Origin of the sequence: Streptomyces sp. NRRL F-525 (assembly GCF_000716605.1) — a bacterium.
In the GTDB taxonomy this organism is placed as follows: domain Bacteria; phylum Actinomycetota; class Actinomycetes; order Streptomycetales; family Streptomycetaceae; genus Streptomyces.
Genome location: NZ_JNXE01000005.1, coordinates 299,319 through 315,693, shown reverse-complemented (window position 1 = coordinate 315,693; position 16,375 = coordinate 299,319). Strand labels below are relative to the sequence as shown.

The 16,375-nt window shown below is 69.5% G+C and carries 14 protein-coding genes; 2 read left to right on the top strand and 12 right to left on the bottom strand.

Translation table 11 applies throughout. The features are described from left to right. Nucleotides 1–56 precede the first annotated feature (56 nt). Nucleotides 57–977: an AEC family transporter gene (locus tag OO69_RS10530; protein WP_033280205.1), complete on the top strand. Its 921-nt coding sequence runs from the start codon at nt 57–59 to the stop codon at nt 975–977. A gap of 176 nt (nt 978–1,153) precedes the next feature. Here OO69_RS10530 and OO69_RS10525 read toward each other — a convergent pair whose 3' ends face one another. The 8 genes from OO69_RS10525 to OO69_RS10490 all read right to left on the bottom strand — a co-directional run bounded on the left by OO69_RS10525 (nt 1,154) and on the right by OO69_RS10490 (nt 11,271). Further along, nucleotides 1,154–2,431: a thymidine phosphorylase gene (locus tag OO69_RS10525; protein ID WP_033280289.1), complete on the bottom strand. Its 1,278-nt coding sequence runs from the start codon at nt 2,429–2,431 to the stop codon at nt 1,154–1,156. A gap of 97 nt (nt 2,432–2,528) precedes the next feature. Further along, complete coding sequence (locus OO69_RS10520) at nt 2,529–2,939, bottom strand: cytidine deaminase (RefSeq protein WP_033280204.1); 411 nt, start codon at nt 2,937–2,939, stop codon at nt 2,529–2,531. Beyond that, a complete protein-coding gene (locus OO69_RS10515; protein WP_033280203.1) occupies nt 2,936–4,198 on the bottom strand; it encodes an ABC transporter permease in 1,263 nt (420 codons plus the stop codon). The genes OO69_RS10520 and OO69_RS10515 overlap by 4 nt, the downstream gene beginning before the upstream one ends. Further along, nucleotides 4,195–5,322 (bottom strand): ABC transporter permease, encoded by a 1,128-nt coding sequence (locus tag OO69_RS10510; RefSeq protein WP_033280202.1) that lies wholly within the window; start codon nt 5,320–5,322, stop codon nt 4,195–4,197. Before OO69_RS10510 ends, OO69_RS10515 begins: the two co-directional genes overlap by 4 nt. Continuing rightward, on the bottom strand, nt 5,319–7,004 hold the full coding sequence (locus tag OO69_RS10505) for an ABC transporter ATP-binding protein (RefSeq protein WP_033280201.1): 1,686 nt from the start codon (nt 7,002–7,004) through the stop codon (nt 5,319–5,321). Before OO69_RS10505 ends, OO69_RS10510 begins: the two co-directional genes overlap by 4 nt. A gap of 445 nt (nt 7,005–7,449) precedes the next feature. Continuing rightward, nucleotides 7,450–8,508 carry a BMP family lipoprotein gene (locus OO69_RS10500; protein ID WP_033280200.1) on the bottom strand — a complete coding sequence of 353 codons (1,059 nt, stop codon included), beginning with the start codon at nt 8,506–8,508 and terminating at the stop codon, nt 7,450–7,452. A 216-nt stretch (nt 8,509–8,724) separates the two neighbouring features. After that, nucleotides 8,725–9,765: a BMP family lipoprotein gene (locus OO69_RS10495; protein WP_033280199.1), complete on the bottom strand. Its 1,041-nt coding sequence runs from the start codon at nt 9,763–9,765 to the stop codon at nt 8,725–8,727. Nucleotides 9,766–10,041: 276 nt separating this feature from the next. After that, nucleotides 10,042–11,271 (bottom strand): amidohydrolase, encoded by a 1,230-nt coding sequence (locus tag OO69_RS10490; RefSeq protein ID WP_033280198.1) that lies wholly within the window; start codon nt 11,269–11,271, stop codon nt 10,042–10,044. Between the two features lie 231 nt (nt 11,272–11,502). On the opposite strand from OO69_RS10490, the gene OO69_RS10485 reads away from it, so the two are divergent. After that, nucleotides 11,503–12,180, top strand: coding sequence for a class I SAM-dependent methyltransferase (locus OO69_RS10485; RefSeq protein ID WP_033280197.1), 678 nt, complete (start codon nt 11,503–11,505; stop codon nt 12,178–12,180). Here OO69_RS10485 and OO69_RS10480 read toward each other — a convergent pair. Genes OO69_RS10480 through OO69_RS10465 form a run of 4 tightly spaced genes read right to left on the bottom strand, consistent with a single transcriptional unit; the run spans nt 12,156 to nt 16,343 of the window. Beyond that, nucleotides 12,156–12,914 carry a hypothetical protein gene (locus tag OO69_RS10480; RefSeq protein ID WP_033280196.1) on the bottom strand — a complete coding sequence of 253 codons (759 nt, stop codon included), beginning with the start codon at nt 12,912–12,914 and terminating at the stop codon, nt 12,156–12,158. The genes OO69_RS10485 and OO69_RS10480 overlap by 25 nt on opposite strands. Nucleotides 12,915–12,951: 37 nt before the next feature. Then, a complete protein-coding gene (locus OO69_RS10475; RefSeq protein WP_033280195.1) occupies nt 12,952–14,040 on the bottom strand; it encodes a hypothetical protein in 1,089 nt (362 codons plus the stop codon). A gap of 48 nt (nt 14,041–14,088) precedes the next feature. Continuing rightward, nucleotides 14,089–15,027, bottom strand: coding sequence for an N-acetylneuraminate synthase family protein (locus OO69_RS10470; RefSeq protein WP_033280194.1), 939 nt, complete (start codon nt 15,025–15,027; stop codon nt 14,089–14,091). Between the two features lie 14 nt (nt 15,028–15,041). Then, complete coding sequence (locus tag OO69_RS10465; protein WP_033280193.1) at nt 15,042–16,343, bottom strand: N-acylneuraminate cytidylyltransferase; 1,302 nt, start codon at nt 16,341–16,343, stop codon at nt 15,042–15,044. Nucleotides 16,344–16,375: the final 32 nt, after the last annotated feature.

The following is a 16,375-nucleotide window of genomic DNA, read 5'->3' as shown; positions in this document are numbered from 1 at the left end:
CCGCCCTGGATACCCGACGCCCTCGCGCGCGCCGACATCGCCGCCGAGGGGGTGCCGTGCAGGGGGTTCTGACCGGGTTCGCGGTCATCGGTGTGGTCATCGCGGTCGGCTATCTGCTCGGGCTGCGCGGGTCCCTCGGCGAACACGGGCGGGACGTCCTGACCAAGCTGGCCTTCAATGTCGCGTCCCCGGCCCTGCTGTTCACGACCCTCGCGCGGGCCGACCTGTCGGTGATCTTCTCCAGCGGGCTGCTGGTGACGGTGCTCAGCACGGCGGCGGTGGCGGGGGTGTTCGTGGCGGTGGGGGTCGTACGGGGCTGGGGTGTCGGCCGTACGACGATCGGGGCGCTCTGTTCCAGTTACGTGAACTCCGGCAACCTCGGGATCCCGATCTCGGTGTACGTCCTGGGCAATGCCTCGCTCGTGGCGCCGGTGATGTTGTTCCAGCTCGTGGTGGTGAGCCCGCTCGCGTTGACGGTCCTCGATCTGTCGGGGGCGGGTGAGAAGGGGCCGTTGTGGCTTCGGCTGCTGACGCCGCTGCGGAATCCGGTCGCGGTGGGGTCGCTTGCGGGGGTCGCGGTTGCGGGGGCCGGGGTTCATGTTCCGGGGCCGGTGATGGATCCGCTCACGTTGATCGGGAACATGGCTGTGCCGGCGGTGTTGATCGGGTTCGGGATTTCGTTGCGGGGCAGTTCGGTTCCTGCGCGGGGCGTTGAGCGGTGGCCGGTGTTGTTGTCGGTTGCGCTGAAGTCGGTGGGGCAGCCGGTGGTTGCGTGGGTGTTGGCTGTGGGGGTGTTCGGGATTCATGGGGCGGGGTTGCTCGACGTGGTGGTGACCTCGGCGTTGCCTGCCGCGCAGAATCTGTACACGTACGCGAGTCGGTATCAGGTGGGTGAGGGGTTGGCTCGGGACTCGATTCTGCTGTCCACGGTGTTGTCGGTGCCGGTGTTGGTGGGGATTGCTGCGCTGCTTGGGTAGGTTCGGTCGTTGTTTGTCTGCCGGTGCGTTGTGGCTGGTCGCGCAGTTCCCCGCGCCCCTAGGTGGGCAAGCCGGGCCGGAGTTGACCTGCCCAGCCCGCTGTCCTCAGGCAAAGCGAAAGGGGCCGGAACCCGAAGGTCCGGCCCCTCCCCCAACTACCAACTACCAACTACCGATCAGGCGATGCGCTCCAGCACCACCGGCGAAGCAGTGAACTTAGTCCCCTCCGCGCCGATGTCGTACGACCCCTGCACCGCCTCCAGGGCGTACTCGAAGCGCTCCGGCGTGTCCGTGTGCAGGGTCAGCAAGGGCTGGCCCGCGGTCACCGTGTCGCCCGGCTTGGCGTGCATCTCCACGCCCGCGCCTGCCTGGACCGGGTCCTCCTTGCGGGCGCGGCCCGCGCCGAGGCGCCAGGCCGCGATGCCGATGTCGTAGGCGTCGAGGCGGGTGAGGATGCCGGACGTCGACGCCGTCACCACGTGCTGTTCGCGCGCCACCGGCAGCTCCGCGTCCGGGTCGCCGCCCTGGGCCGCGATCATCCGGCGCCAGACGTCCATCGCGGAACCGTCGGCCAGGGCCTTCGCCGGGTCGGCGTCCTTCACTCCAGCCGCGTCGAGCATCTCCCGGGCCAACGCGATCGTCAGTTCTACGACGTCCGAGGGGCCTCCGCCTGCCAGGACCTCCACCGACTCCCGGACCTCCAGCGCGTTGCCCGCCGTCAGGCCCAGCGGGGTCGACATGTCCGTCAGCAGGGCCACCGTCTTCACGCCGTGGTCCGTGCCCAACCCCACCATCGTGGACGCCAGTTCACGCGCGTCCTCGATCGTCTTCATGAACGCGCCCGTGCCGACCTTCACGTCCAGGACCAGGGAGCCCGTGCCCTCGGCGATCTTCTTCGACATGATCGAGGAGGCGATCAGCGGGATTGCCTCCACTGTCCCCGTCACGTCACGCAGCGCGTACAGCTTCTTGTCCGCGGGGGCCAGGCCGTCGCCCGCCGCGCAGATCACCGCGCCGGTCGTGTCCAGTACGGACAGCATCTCCTCGTTCGAGAGCAGCGCGCGCCAGCCGGGGATGGACTCCAGCTTGTCGAGGGTGCCGCCGGTGTGGCCGAGGCCCCGGCCGGAGAGCTGGGGGACGGCCGCGCCGCAGGCCGCGACCAGCGGGGCCAGGGGGAGCGTGATCTTGTCGCCGACGCCGCCCGTCGAGTGCTTGTCGGCCGTCGGGCGGGACAGGGACGAGAAGTCCATGCGCTCGCCGGAGGCGATCATCGCGGCGGTCCAGGTGGCGATCTCGCGGCGGTTCATGCCGTTGAGGAGGATCGCCATGTTGAGGGCGGCCATCTGGTAGTCGGCCACGTCCCCGCGGGTGTACGCGTCGATGACCCAGTCGATCTGCTCGTCGCTCAACTCGCCGCGGTCCCGCTTGGTGCGGATGACGGAGATGGCGTCCATCGAGACTTGCGCCATGGCTTGGCTTTCCTTCCGAACGTTCAGAAAATGTGCGGCCCCGCCGAGGGGGATGGACCGACTCGGCGGGGCCGTACGGGAGTTACCTGGTGAGATGGTCCGGCCCGAAGGCCTGCGGGAGCATCTCCGAGAGCGGCAGGATGCCCGCCGGTGTCTCCACCAGCAGACCGGGGCCGCCGAACTCGTACAGCAGCTGGCGGCAGCGGCCGCACGGGACGAGGATGTCGCCCTTGCCGTCGACGCACGTGAAGTGGGTCAGGCGGCCGCCGCCGGTGCGCTGGAGGTTGGAGACCAGCCCGCACTCGGCGCACAGGCCGAGGCCGTAGGACGCGTTCTCCACGTTGCAGCCGGAGACCGTGCGGCCGTCGTCGACCCGGGCGGCGACCCCTACGGGATAGCCCGAGTACGGCGCGTACGCGTGGGACATCGCCTCCCGCGCCTCGGCGCGCAGTTCGTCCCAGTCGACGGCCAACTCGGCGGCGGGCGAGGTCACTTGCCCTGTCCCTTCCGGTACGGCAGGCCGTCCGCCTTCGGCATCCGCAGGTGCTGCGCGGAGAGCGAGAGCACCAGCAGGGTGACGATGTAGGGGCTGGCGCCGACGAGTTGGGTCGGGACGTCGTCCGTGGTGGCGTACCAGACGAACATCAGGGCCGCGACGACGGCGGTGATGCCGGCCGGGACGTACCGCTTCTTCCAGACCAGGTAGGCGACGCCCGCGACCAGCAGGAAGCCGATCAGCAGGATCAGGGCGTGCACGTTGGTGGAACCGCCGCGCAGGTTGAGGCTGTCGGTGTAGCCGAACAGGCCCGCGCCCAGGGCGAGTCCGCCCGGCATCCAGTTGCCGAAGATCATCGAGGCGAGGCCGATGTAGCCGCGGCCGCCGGTCTGGCCGTCGAGGTAGACGTTGGACGCGACGATCGACAGGAAGGCGCCGCCGAGACCGGCGAAGCCGCCGGAGATGATCACGGCGATGTACTTGTACTTGTAGACGTTGACGCCCAACGACTCGGCGGCCACCGGGTTCTCACCGCAGGAGCGCAGGCGCAGGCCGAAGGCCGTGCGCCACAGGACCCACCAGGTGACGGGGACGAGGGCCACCGCGATGACCGTGAGCGGGGAGAGGTCGGTGATCAGACCGCCGATCAGGCCCGCGATGTCCGAGAGCAGGAACCAGTGCTTCTCGTTGAGCTTGTCCAGCCAGGTGGACAGGCCCGGGATGTCGAAGGTGCCGAGCGAGTCGATCGGCGGGGACTGCTTGGCGGAGCCCTGCTCGGTGTTGGCGAAGGTGAACTTCGACAGATAGCGGGTGGTGCCGAGCGCCAGGATGTTGATGGCGACACCGGAGACGATGTGGTTGACGTTGAACGTCACCGTGGCGATCGCGTGCAGCAGCGCGCCGAGGCAGCCGCCGATGATGCCGAAGACGATGCCGACCCACGGGCCCCACTGGTAACCCGCCCAGGCGCCGAACCAGGTGCCGAGGATCATCATGCCTTCGAGGCCGATGTTGACGACGCCCGCGCGCTCGGCCCAGAGGCCGCCGAGACCGGCGAGGCCGATCGGCACCGCCGCGCGCAGGGCCGTGGACATCTGGCCGGTGGACGTGATGCCGTCCGCGCCGGTGATCACGCGGACCAGCGAGGTGAGGATCAGGGCGCCCGCGATGATCAGCAGGAGCACGGGGAGCGAGAAACGGCGGCCGCCCTTGCCGGGCTGCTGCGCCTGCGGCTTGGCGATGGTCGCGGTACTCATCGGGCCGCCACCTCCTTCTTCTCGGAGTTGTTGCGGGCGGCCGCGGCGAGTTCCTCGCCGACGCGCTTCTGCTGGCGGCGCAGGCCCCAGGTGCGGACGACCTCGTACGAGATGACGACCGCGAAGACGATCAGGCCCTGCATGATCGTGGCGATCTCCTTCTGGTACGCGACCGGGGTCGCGTAGTCCAGGGCGGGGGACGCCTTGTCGAGGAAGGCCCACAGGAGGGCCGCGAGGGCGATGCCGCCCGGGTTGTTGCGGCCGAGGAGGGCGATGCCGATGGCGGTGAAGCCCAGGCCCTCGGGGAAGGTGAGGCTGTAGGTGTGGCTGTCGCCGAGCAGCAGCGGCAGACCGGCGAGGCCCGCGACACCGCCGGAGATCAGCATCGCGGTGAGGGTCATGCGCTTGGCGTCGACGCCGGAGGCCGCGGCGGCCGACTCGGACTCGCCGGTGGCGCGCAGGTCGAAGCCGAAGCGGGTGCGGTTGAGGACGAGCCAGTACAGGACGCCCATGATCACGGCGAGGAAGACCAGGCCGTAGATCTCGCCGACGTCCGAGCCCAGGTCGATGCCCGGGATCCAGCCGGACTTCTTCATGATGCCGGTCGTCATGTTGTTGCCGACCTGCACGCCCCACGTGTTGGTCTGCGTGAGGTAGAGGATCAGGCTGGTGGCGATCGCGTTCAGCATGATCGTCGCGACGACCTCGCTGACCCCGCGGGTGACCTTGAGGACACCCGCGATCCCGGCCCAGAAGGCGCCGGTGAGGATCGCGACCAGGAGCAGCAGCGGCACCTGGAGCACGGCCGGCAGGCCCACGTGCGCGCCGACGACCGCGGTCATCACGGCGCCGAGGCGGTACTGGCCGTCGACGCCGATGTTGAACAGGTTCATCCGGAAGCCGAGGGCGACCGCCAGGGCGGCGATGTAGTACATCGACGCCTGGTTGATGATCAGCACCTGGACGTCGGAGTACCCGATCTGCTGGAGCATCAGGTTGTACGGCTCGATCGGGTTCTTGCCCGAGGCGAGCAGCACGACCGAGGTCAGCAGGATCGCGGCGACCAGCGCCATGACCGGTCCGGCCACGGCGAGGAGCACGCGCTCCTTGTCGAACTTCTTCATCGGGCCTCGTCCTCCGGGGCGGCGGTGTCGTCCGCGTCTTCTACGGTGCTGTCCGCGCCGTTTTCTACGGTGCTCTCCGCGCCGTCCGCTTCTTCCTCGACGTGTTCGAGGTGACCGGAGGCGGCGCCGGTCATGGCCGAGCCGAGTTCCTCGGGGGTGACGGTGGCCGGGTCGGCGTCGGCGACCAGCCTGCCGTCGTAGATCACGCGCAGGGTGTCCGACAGGCCGATCAGCTCGTCCAGGTCGGCGGAGATGAGCAGCACGGCCAGGCCCTCGCGGCGGGCCTCGCGGATCTGGTCCCAGATCGCGGCCTGCGCGCCGACGTCCACACCGCGGGTGGGGTGGGCGGCGATCAGGAACTTCGGCTTGTGGCTCATCTCGCGGCCGACGATCAGTTTCTGCTGGTTGCCGCCGGAGAGGGAGGCGGCGGTGACGTCGATGCCGGGGGTGCGGACGTCGTACTCCTCGACGATCCGGCGGGTGTCGGCCTGGGCGCCCTTGATGTCGAGCCAGACGCCCTTGGAGTTGGGCTTCTCGGTGACGTGGCCGAGGATGCGGTTCTCCCAGAGCGGGGCTTCCAGGAGGAGGCCGTGGCGGTGGCGGTCCTCGGGGATGTAGCCGATGCCCTTCTCGCGGCGCTTGCGGGTGGCCCACGGCGTGATGTCGTCGCCGAGGAAGCCGATGGTGCCGGAGTCGGCGTTCTTCAGGCCGATCAGCGCGTCGATCAGCTCGGTCTGGCCGTTGCCCTCGACGCCGGCGATGCCCATGACCTCACCGGCGTGGATGGTGAAGGTGACGTCGTCCAGGACGCGCTTGGCGGTGCCGCCGGGGGTGGCGAGGTCGCCGAGCAGTCCGCCGGCCGCGGGCTCGGACTCGGCGCCCAGGGAGGCGCCGCCCGCCGCGTAGACGGTGAGGCCCTCGACCTCGATGACCGGGGTGTCGGTGACCGTGGACTCCGCCGTCTCGGGGGTGGGGAGTTCGCTGCCGACCATCATCTCGGCGAGCTGGCGGGGGGTCGTCGCGGAGGGGACGGCCGTGCCGACGGTCGTGCCGCGCCGGATGACCGTGATCTCGTCGGCTACGGACAGCACCTCGCCGAGCTTGTGGGAGATGAAGATGACCGCGAGGCCCTCGGACTTCAGCTCGCGCAGGTTGCTGAAGAGGGCGTCGACCTCCTGCGGGACCAGGACGGCGGTGGGCTCGTCCAGGATCAGGGTGCGGGCGCCGCGGTAGAGGACCTTGAGGATCTCGACGCGCTGGCGCTCGGCGACACCGAGGTTCTCGACGAGGACGTCCGGGCGGACGTTCAGGCCGTAGCGGTCGGAGATCTCCTTGATCTTCTTGCGGGCGCCGCCGCCGATGCCGTGCAGCTTCTCGCTGCCCAGGACGACGTTCTCCAGGACGGTGAGGTTGTCGGCGAGCATGAAGTGCTGGTGGACCATGCCGATGCCGCGGGCGATGGCGTCGGCGGGGGACGAGAAGGTGACGAGCTCGCCGTCGACGGCGATGGTGCCCTCGTCCGGCTTCTGCATGCCGTAGAGGATCTTCATCAGGGTCGACTTGCCGGCGCCGTTCTCGCCGACGAGGGCGTGCACGGTGCCTTTTCGGACACTGAAGCGGATGTCGCTGTTGGCGACGACACCCGGGAACCGCTTGGTGATCCCCACCAGCTCGACCGCGATCGTCGACTGATCGCCGAGTGGAGGGTTGCTGGACGCGTCGATGGCGAACTCTCCTCGTGGAAAGGGGCCTCTCTACGCGCGTAGCGCCCCTGCTTTAAATAGTGCCCGGACCTGATCGTCTTCTGTCTGGCATCCGATCCGTTCCGAGCATTCTGCCGCGCGAACGGGGTGCGTCCCTGCCGTCGATCTCCCGTCGTCCGCCCGGAGGGCGGGCCGCGCGGCGTCTGGTGCGTGCGATCGCAAGGCGCCGAAGCGTCCTCGTGGCGGAGCCACGTGGGCGTTTCGGCAACGCGGCGAGCGTGCGTGCCAGGCGTCGCGCGGCAGGCGGGAGATCGACGGCAGGGGCGCCTGGGCAGACATCCTCCCCACACCCCGTTCCGTGGCCGTAACGCTGTCATTACAGCGCTCTTTTGGCCATGGTCGTGACTGGCCTAGAACCAACGGTTCAGGAGGTCTTGACCTTGATCGAGCCGTCCTTGATGCCCGCCTCGGCCTTCGCGAGGGCGGCCTGGAGGGTGGCGTTGTTCTTGAAGGTCGGGTTCGAGTCGGCCAGGCCGACCGCGCCGTTGCTCAGCGAGCCGCGGATCTCGCCGCTCAGCGGCTTCTTGTCCTTGATGACGGACTTGGAGAGGTCGTAGACCGCGCCCGCGACGTTCTTCAGCGCCGAGGTGAGGATGTACGGCTTGTACTTGGCCAGCGCGGCCTGGTTGTACTGGTCGGAGTCGACACCGATCGCCCACACCTTGTGCGCGGCGGCGGACTTGATGACGCCCTGGCCGGAGAGACCGGCGGCCGCGTAGACGACGTCCGCGCCGGCCTCGATCTGACCGTCGGCGGCGGCCTCACCCTTGTCGGGGCTGGAGAAGCCACCCTGCGCGGCGGTCTGGGTCAGGTACTGCGCCTTGACCGTGACGCCCTTCTTGGTGTCCTTGACGCCCTGCTCGAAGCCCGCCTCGAACTTGTGGATCAGCGGGACGTCCACGCCGCCGATGAAGCCGACGGTGTTCGACTTCGTGGTGAGCGCGGCGGTGACGCCGGCCAGGTACGAGGACTGCTCCTCGTGGAAGACCATGTCGGCGACGTTGGCGGCCGTGATGGTGTTGTCGTCGATGATGCCGAAGGTGATCTTCGGGAACTTCGCGGCGGCTTCCTTGACGGCGGGGGCGTAGGCGAAGCCGACACCGATCACCGGGTTGTAGCCGGACCTGGCGAGGGTCTCCAGGCGCTGCGTCTTGTCCGCGTCGGACTCGTTGTCCTGCGGCTCGACGTCGCGGCCGCTGACGCCGAAGTCCTTCTCGGCCTTCACGAGACCCGCGTAGGCGGCGTCGTTGAAGGACTGGTCACCCTTGCCGCCGACGTCGTAGGCAAGACCAATACCCTTGGACGTGCCGGAGCTGCTGCTGCTGGAGCTGGACTCGCTGGACGAGCTGCCGCAGGCGGAGACGGTTACTGCAAGAGCTGCGGTTGCAACGCCTGCAACCGCGATTCGGGACACCCGGCGCATGGAACGAGACTCCTTCGTGCAAGCGCCCAAACCAGGCGCTGGTTCCGCCGCAGCGTAACGCGCGTAGACCAGACGGAAAACCCCATCTGTCCGGTCCGTTATAGAGCTGTGGCCACAGATGCCCGACAGACTACGGACACCGGTACGCCCCTTGCGGGAGGCAAGGGGCGTACAGGCTGCAACGATGCCCGGAGGGCGTAGTCCTACGGGGTATTACTACTTCGTGTTGACGGTGACCTTGCCGTCGATGATGTCCTGCTTGGCCTTGTCCACGGCCGCCACGGCGGCGGTCATGGCCTTGTACTTCGGGTTGGAGTCCGCGAAGCCGACGCCGTCGTTGTCGAGGCCGTAGCGGATCACGCCGGTCTTGGGCTTGCCCTCGTACACGGACTTCACCAGGTCGTACACGGCGCCGCCGACGTTCTTGAGCGCCGAGCCGAGGATGGCGTCCTTGTACTTGGCGAGCGCCTTCTGGTTGTACTGGTCGGAGTCCACGCCGATGGCCCACACGCCCTTGGCGGAGGCCTCGGAGATGACGCCCTGGCCGGAGAGACCGGCGGCGGCGTACAGGACGTCCGCGCCCGCGTCGATCTGGCCGCTCGCCGCGTCCTTGCCCTTGTCGGGGCTGGAGAAGCCGCCCTGGGCCGCGGTCTGCGTCAGGTACTGCGACTCGATCTTGATGCTCGGGTTGACGGACTTGGCGCCCTGGTCGAAACCGGCCTCAAACTTGTGGATGAGGGGGACGTCCACGCCGCCGATGAACCCGATGTGGTTCTTCTTGGTGGCCTTGGCCGCGGCGACGCCCGCCAGGTACGAGGACTGCTCCTCGTGGAAGACGAGGTCGGCCACGTTGGCGGCCTTGTCCTGCTCGTCGTCGATGATGCCGAACGTGATGTTCGGGAACTTCGCCGCGGCCTCCTTGACGGCCGGCGCGTAGGCGAAGCCGACACCGATCACCGGGTTGTAGCCGGCCGTGGCCAGGCTCTCCAGGCGCTGCACCTTGTCCGCGTCGGACTCGTTGTCCTGCGGCTCGATGTCGCGGCCGGTGAGGTTGAACTCCTTCTCGGCCTTCTGGAAACCGGCGTACGCGGCGTCGTTGAAGGACTGGTCGCCCTTGCCGCCGACGTCGTAGGCGAGGCCGATGCCCTTGCCGGTGTACTTGCCGGACGAGGACGACGAGCTGTCGCTCGCCTTGTCGGCGTCCTTGCTGGAGCTACCGCAGGCGGTCGCCGCGAGGGCGATGACCGTGACGGCCACCGCTGCTTGGGAGAACTTCGTCCTCCGAGTTGTCTGACGCACAGCAAGCACTCCTTCGTCCTCACGGCACCGTCACCGGACCGCTTCCCCAAGCCGCCGCCTCTGTGGCGATTTCCGCGCACAGTAACGCGCGTAGACGAGGAGGGGAACGGTGTTTCTCCGTGCCGTTACCGGATCGTGCCGCCGCCGCGTTACGTTCACGCGCCGATGGTTACACCCGGGTGACACAAGGGGACGTAGGGGTACCGAACGGGCACTCCTGCGCCCCCCTCGTGCTCAGATCGCGCCGTCGATCAGCGCGGCCGCGGTGAACAGCTCCACGCCGACCGTGATCGCGGACTCGTCCGCGTCGAAGTCGCCCTGGTGGAGATCCCGTACGGTCCGCTCCCCCGGGGTGCGGACGCCGAGCCGGGCCATGGCGCCGGGCACGTGCTCCAGGTACCAGGAGAAGTCCTCGCCGCCCAGGCTCTGTTCGGTGTCCTCGACGGAGAGGGGACCGCGGCGCGCGGTCATCGCGTCCCGCAGCAGCTCGGTGACGAGCGCGTCGTTGACGACGGGCGGCACCCCGCGCACGTAGGTGATCGCGGACTTGGCCCGGTGCAGCCCGGCGACCTCGTCGATCGCCGCGTGCACGATGTCGGGCGCCTGCCGCCAGGCGTCGAGATCGAGACACCGGACGGTGCCCGACAGCTCGGCGTGCTGCGGGATGACGTTGGGCGCGTGGCCGGACTCGATCCGGCCCCAGGTCACCGACACCCCACTCCTCGCGTCCATCCTTCGGGCGACGACGGCGGGCACGTCGGTGGCGACGCGGGCGGCGGCGGTCACCAGGTCGGTGGTGAGGTGCGGCCGGGCGGTGTGGCCGCCGGGGCCGTCCAGGGAGACCTCCAGCCGGTCGCAGGCGGAGGTGATGGGGCCGATGCGCAGCCCGATCCGCCCGCTGTCGACCTTGGGGTCGCAGTGCACGGCGATGATCCGGCCGACCCCGTCGAGCACCCCGCACTCGATGGCGTCGGCGGCACCGCCGGGCAGGACCTCCTCGGCGGGCTGGAAGAGCAGCCGTACGGCACGCGGCAGGAGTCCCTGTTCGTGCAGCCGGGCGAGCACGAGGCCGGCGCCGAGGACGACGGTGGTGTGCACGTCGTGGCCGCAGGCGTGGGCGCGGTCGGGCACGGTGGAGCGGTACGAGCACTCACTCTTCGTGTCCGGGATGGGCAGGGCGTCGATGTCGGCGCGCAGCGCGAGCATCGGTACGGCGGTGTCGCGGGGTCCGATGTCACAGACGAGCCCGGTCCCCATGGCGAGGACCCGGGGTTCGAGACCGGCCAGCTCCAGCCGCGCCTTGATCGCCGCGGTGGTCCGGAACTCCTGGTTGCCCAGCTCGGGGTGCATGTGCAAGTCCCGCCGGAACGCGACGAGTTCGGCACGCAAGGTCTCCGACAGGGTGCCCGGAAGCACATTCCCGACGGGCTCGGCCTCGGACGCTGCCTCGGACTCTGGTGACATCAATTGCTTCACCCTCTGAAGGGTAGGGCGCCCGGGTGGTCAACTGACCCTCGATCAACAAAAGTTCAACCCGTTAGTCGAAGAAAATCTGACCGCCGACCGCATAGCCGCTCACGGAGATGGGTAAACTCCCTGCTCCTTCTGGGATACCACGGCTCACCCCGGCACGGCGCGTCCCGTCCGTATCACGGACATGGTTACCCACCGTGTCCCTTGGTAGGGTCCGCCGACGTGACCGACTCGAACGCGGCTCCGACCGCGGACTTCATAGAGGCCACCCGCTCCTCCTACGACGCGATCGCGCCCGCGTACGGCGCCGAGCATCCCGACAGTCTCGTCGAGAGCCCCCTCGACCGCTCACTGCTGACCGCCTTCGCCGACCTGGTCCGTACGGCGGGCGAGGCGCCGGTGGCCGACGTGGGCAGCGGCCCCGGATACGTGACGGCGCGGCTGAACGCCCTCGGCCTCCCGGCCTTCGGCATCGACATCTCGCCTCGCATGGTGGCGCTGGCCCGCGAGGCGCATCCCCAACTCCGGTTCGAGGTGGGCTCGATGACGTCTCTGGACGTACCGGACGGAACGCTCGGCGGTGTCGTGGCGCTCTACTCGACGATCCACATCCCGGACGCCGAACTGCCCGGCGTCTTCGCGGAGTTCCACCGGGCTCTGCGGCCGGGCGGCCACGTCCTGCTCGGTTTCCAGGGCGCCGAGGACGAACACCTGCACCTGTCGGAGCGCTACGGCCAGGACATCTCGCTGGACTACTACTTCCGCACTCCGGCCGCGGTCGCCTCGTTCCTCAAGCAGGCGGGCCTGCCCCTGTACGCCGAGGTCCTCCGCAAGCCCCAGGGCGAGGAGAAGCGGCCGCGGGTCTTCATCCTGGCCTACAAGCCCCCGGCGGCCGACTGAGCCGTGACGGTGAGCGGCAGCGGTGAACGCACCCCGAGCCGCGCGGCACAGTCGGCGACGGTAGCGGCCAGCCAGCCGACCGCGTCGCAGGACCACTCGGCGAGTTCACCGCGCAGTGTCATGCCGTGCACGGTGACCTCGTAGTCCCCGCACATGAACACGTCCTGCTCCAAGTCCCGCAGGTCCAGGACGAGTTGACGAGCGACGGCCGGGATCAACGGATCCCGGCCACTGCCGATCCGGACGTCCACCGGGGTCCTGGCCGCCGGATCGCGCTCACCGAACCAGGCGACGGTCAGCATCGACGGTACGGCCGCGTAGGCCGGCCGCGCCGCCGGATCGATCCCCCGCACCGGCAGCAGCACCCGCACCGCGGAGAGCCGCACCGTGCCGATCCGCGCCGTCACGTCCTGGGCGCAGCGGAGGAACTGCTGTACGGGGAGCGGCCGTTCGGCTGTCACGGGACCGGCCTCGACCTGGAACCAGGAGATCCGTCCCGTACCGGGCGCGGCCTGCGGAGGACTGGACCCCGCGTCGTTCATGGCCCACAGCCCGGGACCGCCCGCTGTCCGCTCGTCCAGCCAGCCCATCGCGAGCGACCGCTGGTAGAAGAGCTGATAAGCGTCGTGCTCGGGGTCGTGCCAGGCGTGCGGGGTCAGTTCGCCGTACAGGGCGGCGAAGAGGGTGCCGGCGGTGGGCGGGGTCGTAGGCGCGATTCCTGGTTGTGGTTGCACGCCTTGAGGGTGACAGGACGCCCCCGTCCGGACCGCGCTACGCGGCCGTCACCGCCGACAGCCGGTGCACATCCCGAGCCGTCCCCGTGACCCCCGACAAAAACCCCTGCGCCCGGGGCGACGCGTTCTCCGTCAGCCACGCGGGGTCGATGTCGCACACCGCGACCCGCACCTCCGTGCCCACCAGCGCCAGCGGCAACGTATGCACCACCGTCGACGGGAAGCTCAGGATCGTGCGGCCGATGGGGCCGCGGCGGGCGATCAGTTCCAGGGGGAGGTCCGGGCGGACGATCTCCAGGCCTGTCTCCACCGCCAACCGGTGGAGTTTCTCCGTGCTTTCGCGGCGGTGGGCGAAGTAGCGGGTCGCGCCGTGGGTCTTGGCGAGGGTGGCCACCGCTTCCAGGTAGCGGTCGTTGTCGACAACTCCCGTTTCCACCAGGGACGTTCCGACCATGTCCGCGCCCTTGGTGATGCGCGGCGGGCCGAACGTGGCGCGGGTCCAGGCGAATTCGTTCGGGGTGATCGTGACGCCCTCGGGGGTCGTCTCGATCGGCATCGACGAGAAGACCTCCACCGTGCGGCGGGCGCTCGGGGTCAGACGGCGCCGGGCCGCCGAGGAGACCGGGGCGAAGATCAGGTCGCGGGGGCCGGGGCGGCCGCCCTTGCGGTGCCAGCGCACCAGGCGTTCGCCGCTGGCGAGTTGGGCGACGAACTCCATCGTCGCGGTGCCGTCGTCGACCACCACCAGCTCGCGGGCCTTGGTGATCGTCAGCAACAACTGCACATACCGGGAGAACGGGTCGCCCATCACGATCCGGTCCGCCTTGCGGAGGAGCCGGGTGAGGCCGCCGATCGTCTGAAAGGGGGCCGCAGGTCCGCCCCGCGCCTCCTCCCAGCGCACGGTGTGGCCCTCGTCGCGGGCGAGGTCGGCCATGCGGCGCAGCTGGCCGCGGGTCATCGGGTCGGTCGGCGACAGGACCACGAGGGTGAGCCCCTCGCCGGGTGCCGCCTCGGCCCTGGGCGCACGGAGGTGCGCCCACTCCAGCACGTTCAGAAGCTGTACCGGACTCTCCACGAACGCGAGAGTGTGGGGGGTGAGGCCGGCATCGCCGGCGTGGGGGCTCATTGTCGTACGACCGTCCCGTGACCGTAAGTGGCGCTTAATGGCTCAGACTCAGACCGAGACCGGCTCGCCCGCGGCCGCGGCGATCTCCGCCTCGGCCACCACGCCGTTGACGCGGCGCAGCTTCTTCATCGGGCCGAGCTCCGACTCGTAGACCTTCTTGACGCCGTCGCCGAGGGAGGCCTCGATGGTGCGGATGTCGCGGACGAGGCGGGTCAGGCCCTGCGGCTCGACCGACGCGGCCTGGTCCGAGCCCCACATGGCGCGGTCGAGGGTGATGTGACGCTCGACGAAGGTGGCGCCGAGCGCGACCGCGGCGAGGGTGGTCTGCAGGCCCGTCTCGTGACCGGAGTAGCCGATCGGGACGTTCGGGTACTCGGCCTGGAGGGTGTTGATGACGCGGAGGTTGAGCTCCTCGGCCACCGCCGGGTAGGTCGAAGTGGCGTGGCACATCAGGATGTTGTCCGAACCGAGGACCTCCACCGCGTGGCGGATCTGCTTCGGGGTCGACATGCCGGTGGAGAGGATGATCGTACGGCCCGTGGCGCGGAGGGAGCGGAGCAGCTCGTCGTCCGTCAGGGACGCGGAGGCCACCTTGTGGGCGGGCACGTCGAACTTCTCCAGGAAGGCGACGGCCTCGGTGTCCCACGGGGAGGCGAACCAGTCGATGTTCTTCGACTTGGCGTACTCGTCGATCTGGCGGTACTCGTCCTCACCGAACTCCACACGGTGGCGGTAGTCGATGTAGGTCATGCGGCCCCAGGGAGTGTCGCGCTCGATGTCCCACTGGTCGCGCGGGGTGCAGATCTCCGGGGTGCGCTTCTGGAACTTGACGGCGTCGCAGCCGGCCTCGGCGGCGGCGTCGATCAGCTTGAAGGCGTTCTCCAGCTCACCGTTGTGGTTGATGCCGATCTCGCCGACGACGTACACGGGCTGGCCGGGGCCTGCAGTCTTCGAACCGAACTGGCGCAGACGGGAGTTGATGCTCATGACAGCGGGTTTCCTTACTTGGTGAGGGAATCGAGAGAGGGGCCGAGGATCCAGCTGGCGATCTCTCGGACAGCGCCGTCGCCACCGGCCACGGTGGTGACCGCGCGTGCGGCGCCGCGTACGACGTCGTGGGCGCTCCCGACCGCCACGGGCCAGCCCACGAGGGCGAAGCACGGGAGGTCGTTGACGTCGTTGCCGACGTAGAGCACGCGCTCCGGCGCGATGCCCTGCTCCTCGCACCACTGCTTGAGTGCGAGGTCCTTCCGGTCGATGCCGTGCAGGACCGGGAGTTGGAGCTTCCGGGCCCGGGCGGCGACGACCGGGTTCTGCTCCGAGGACAGGATCAGCATCTTCAGGCCGCTCTTGCGCAGCGCGGCGATGCCGAGCCCGTCTCCGCGGTGCACGGAGACGAACTCCCGTCCGTCGGAATCGATCAGCACCCTGTCGTCGGTCTGGGTGCCGTCGAAGTCGAGTACGACCGCGTCGATGTCGTCGGCGGTCGGGAGCGAGCCGGGGCGGTCCGCGTCGAAGAGCGGGGCCAACGCCCGTGCCCTGGCCAGCTCGTGGGGATCGTCGATCTCCAACACCCTTGCGGGGTCGGTCCGGACGAGTTCCGTGCGACCGAAGAAGCGGTGGCCGACCTTGCGGAAGCCGGCCGCGTCCATGCCGTAGACGGCGCCGGTCTCCAGGAAGTCCTGGGGGCGGTCCTGGCGGCGCGGGCGGAACGACTTGTCGTGGTTGACGCCGTAACCGCCGCTGGCCACCGTCGAGTTGGCGACCTTCGTGGCGCCCCCGACCTCTTCGCTGCGGGCGGGTTCGACGACCGCCGTGGCCTCGTCGTCGGCGTCGCGCCACACGAAGCCGTGGAAGGGGGCGACGGTGTGCGCGGTGTCGGCGCCGTTCGCGACGATCGCGTTGACGATGCCGTCGACGTCCTCGCGGACGATGAAGGGGCTGGTGCACTGGACGAGGAGGACGACGTCGACCGCGGAGCCGTGCAGCGCCTCATGGGCGTCCATGGCGTGCAGGACGGCGGCCTCGGAGGTCGCCGTGTCACCGGCGATGGCGGCGGGCCGCAGCACGACCTCGGCGCCGGCCTGGCGGGCGGCGGCGGCGATGGCCTGGTCGTCGGTGGAGACGACCACGTCAGTCACCAGCCGCGAGGCACGGCACTCGCGCACGGCGCGGGCCACCAGCGGCACTCCGCCGACGGGGGCGAGGTTCTTGGCGGGGACGCCCTTGGAGCCGCCGCGCGCGGGGATCACCGCGAGCACCCGGCGCATCGAAGCGCCTTGGCCCGCTTGCGAGTTGGACATGGGCTCTACTCCTTGAGCGGAAGACTCGGCGG

Excerpts from the sequence above, each read along its gene's own strand:
- OO69_RS10525 (WP_033280289.1), bottom strand. The coding sequence starts at position 2,431 with ATGGACGCCATCTCCGTCATCCGCACCAAGCGGGACCGCGGCGAGTTG.
- OO69_RS10515 (WP_033280203.1), bottom strand. The coding sequence starts at position 4,198 with ATGAGTACCGCGACCATCGCCAAGCCGCAGGCGCAGCAGCCCGGCAAG.
- OO69_RS10510 (WP_033280202.1), bottom strand. The coding sequence starts at position 5,322 with ATGAAGAAGTTCGACAAGGAGCGCGTGCTCCTCGCCGTGGCCGGACCG.
- OO69_RS10500 (WP_033280200.1), bottom strand. The coding sequence starts at position 8,508 with ATGCGCCGGGTGTCCCGAATCGCGGTTGCAGGCGTTGCAACCGCAGCT.
- OO69_RS10490 (WP_033280198.1), bottom strand. The coding sequence starts at position 11,271 with ATGTCACCAGAGTCCGAGGCAGCGTCCGAGGCCGAGCCCGTCGGGAAT.
- OO69_RS10475 (WP_033280195.1), bottom strand. The coding sequence starts at position 14,040 with ATGAGCCCCCACGCCGGCGATGCCGGCCTCACCCCCCACACTCTCGCG.
- OO69_RS10470 (WP_033280194.1), bottom strand. The coding sequence starts at position 15,027 with ATGAGCATCAACTCCCGTCTGCGCCAGTTCGGTTCGAAGACTGCAGGC.
- OO69_RS10465 (WP_033280193.1), bottom strand. The coding sequence starts at position 16,343 with ATGTCCAACTCGCAAGCGGGCCAAGGCGCTTCGATGCGCCGGGTGCTC.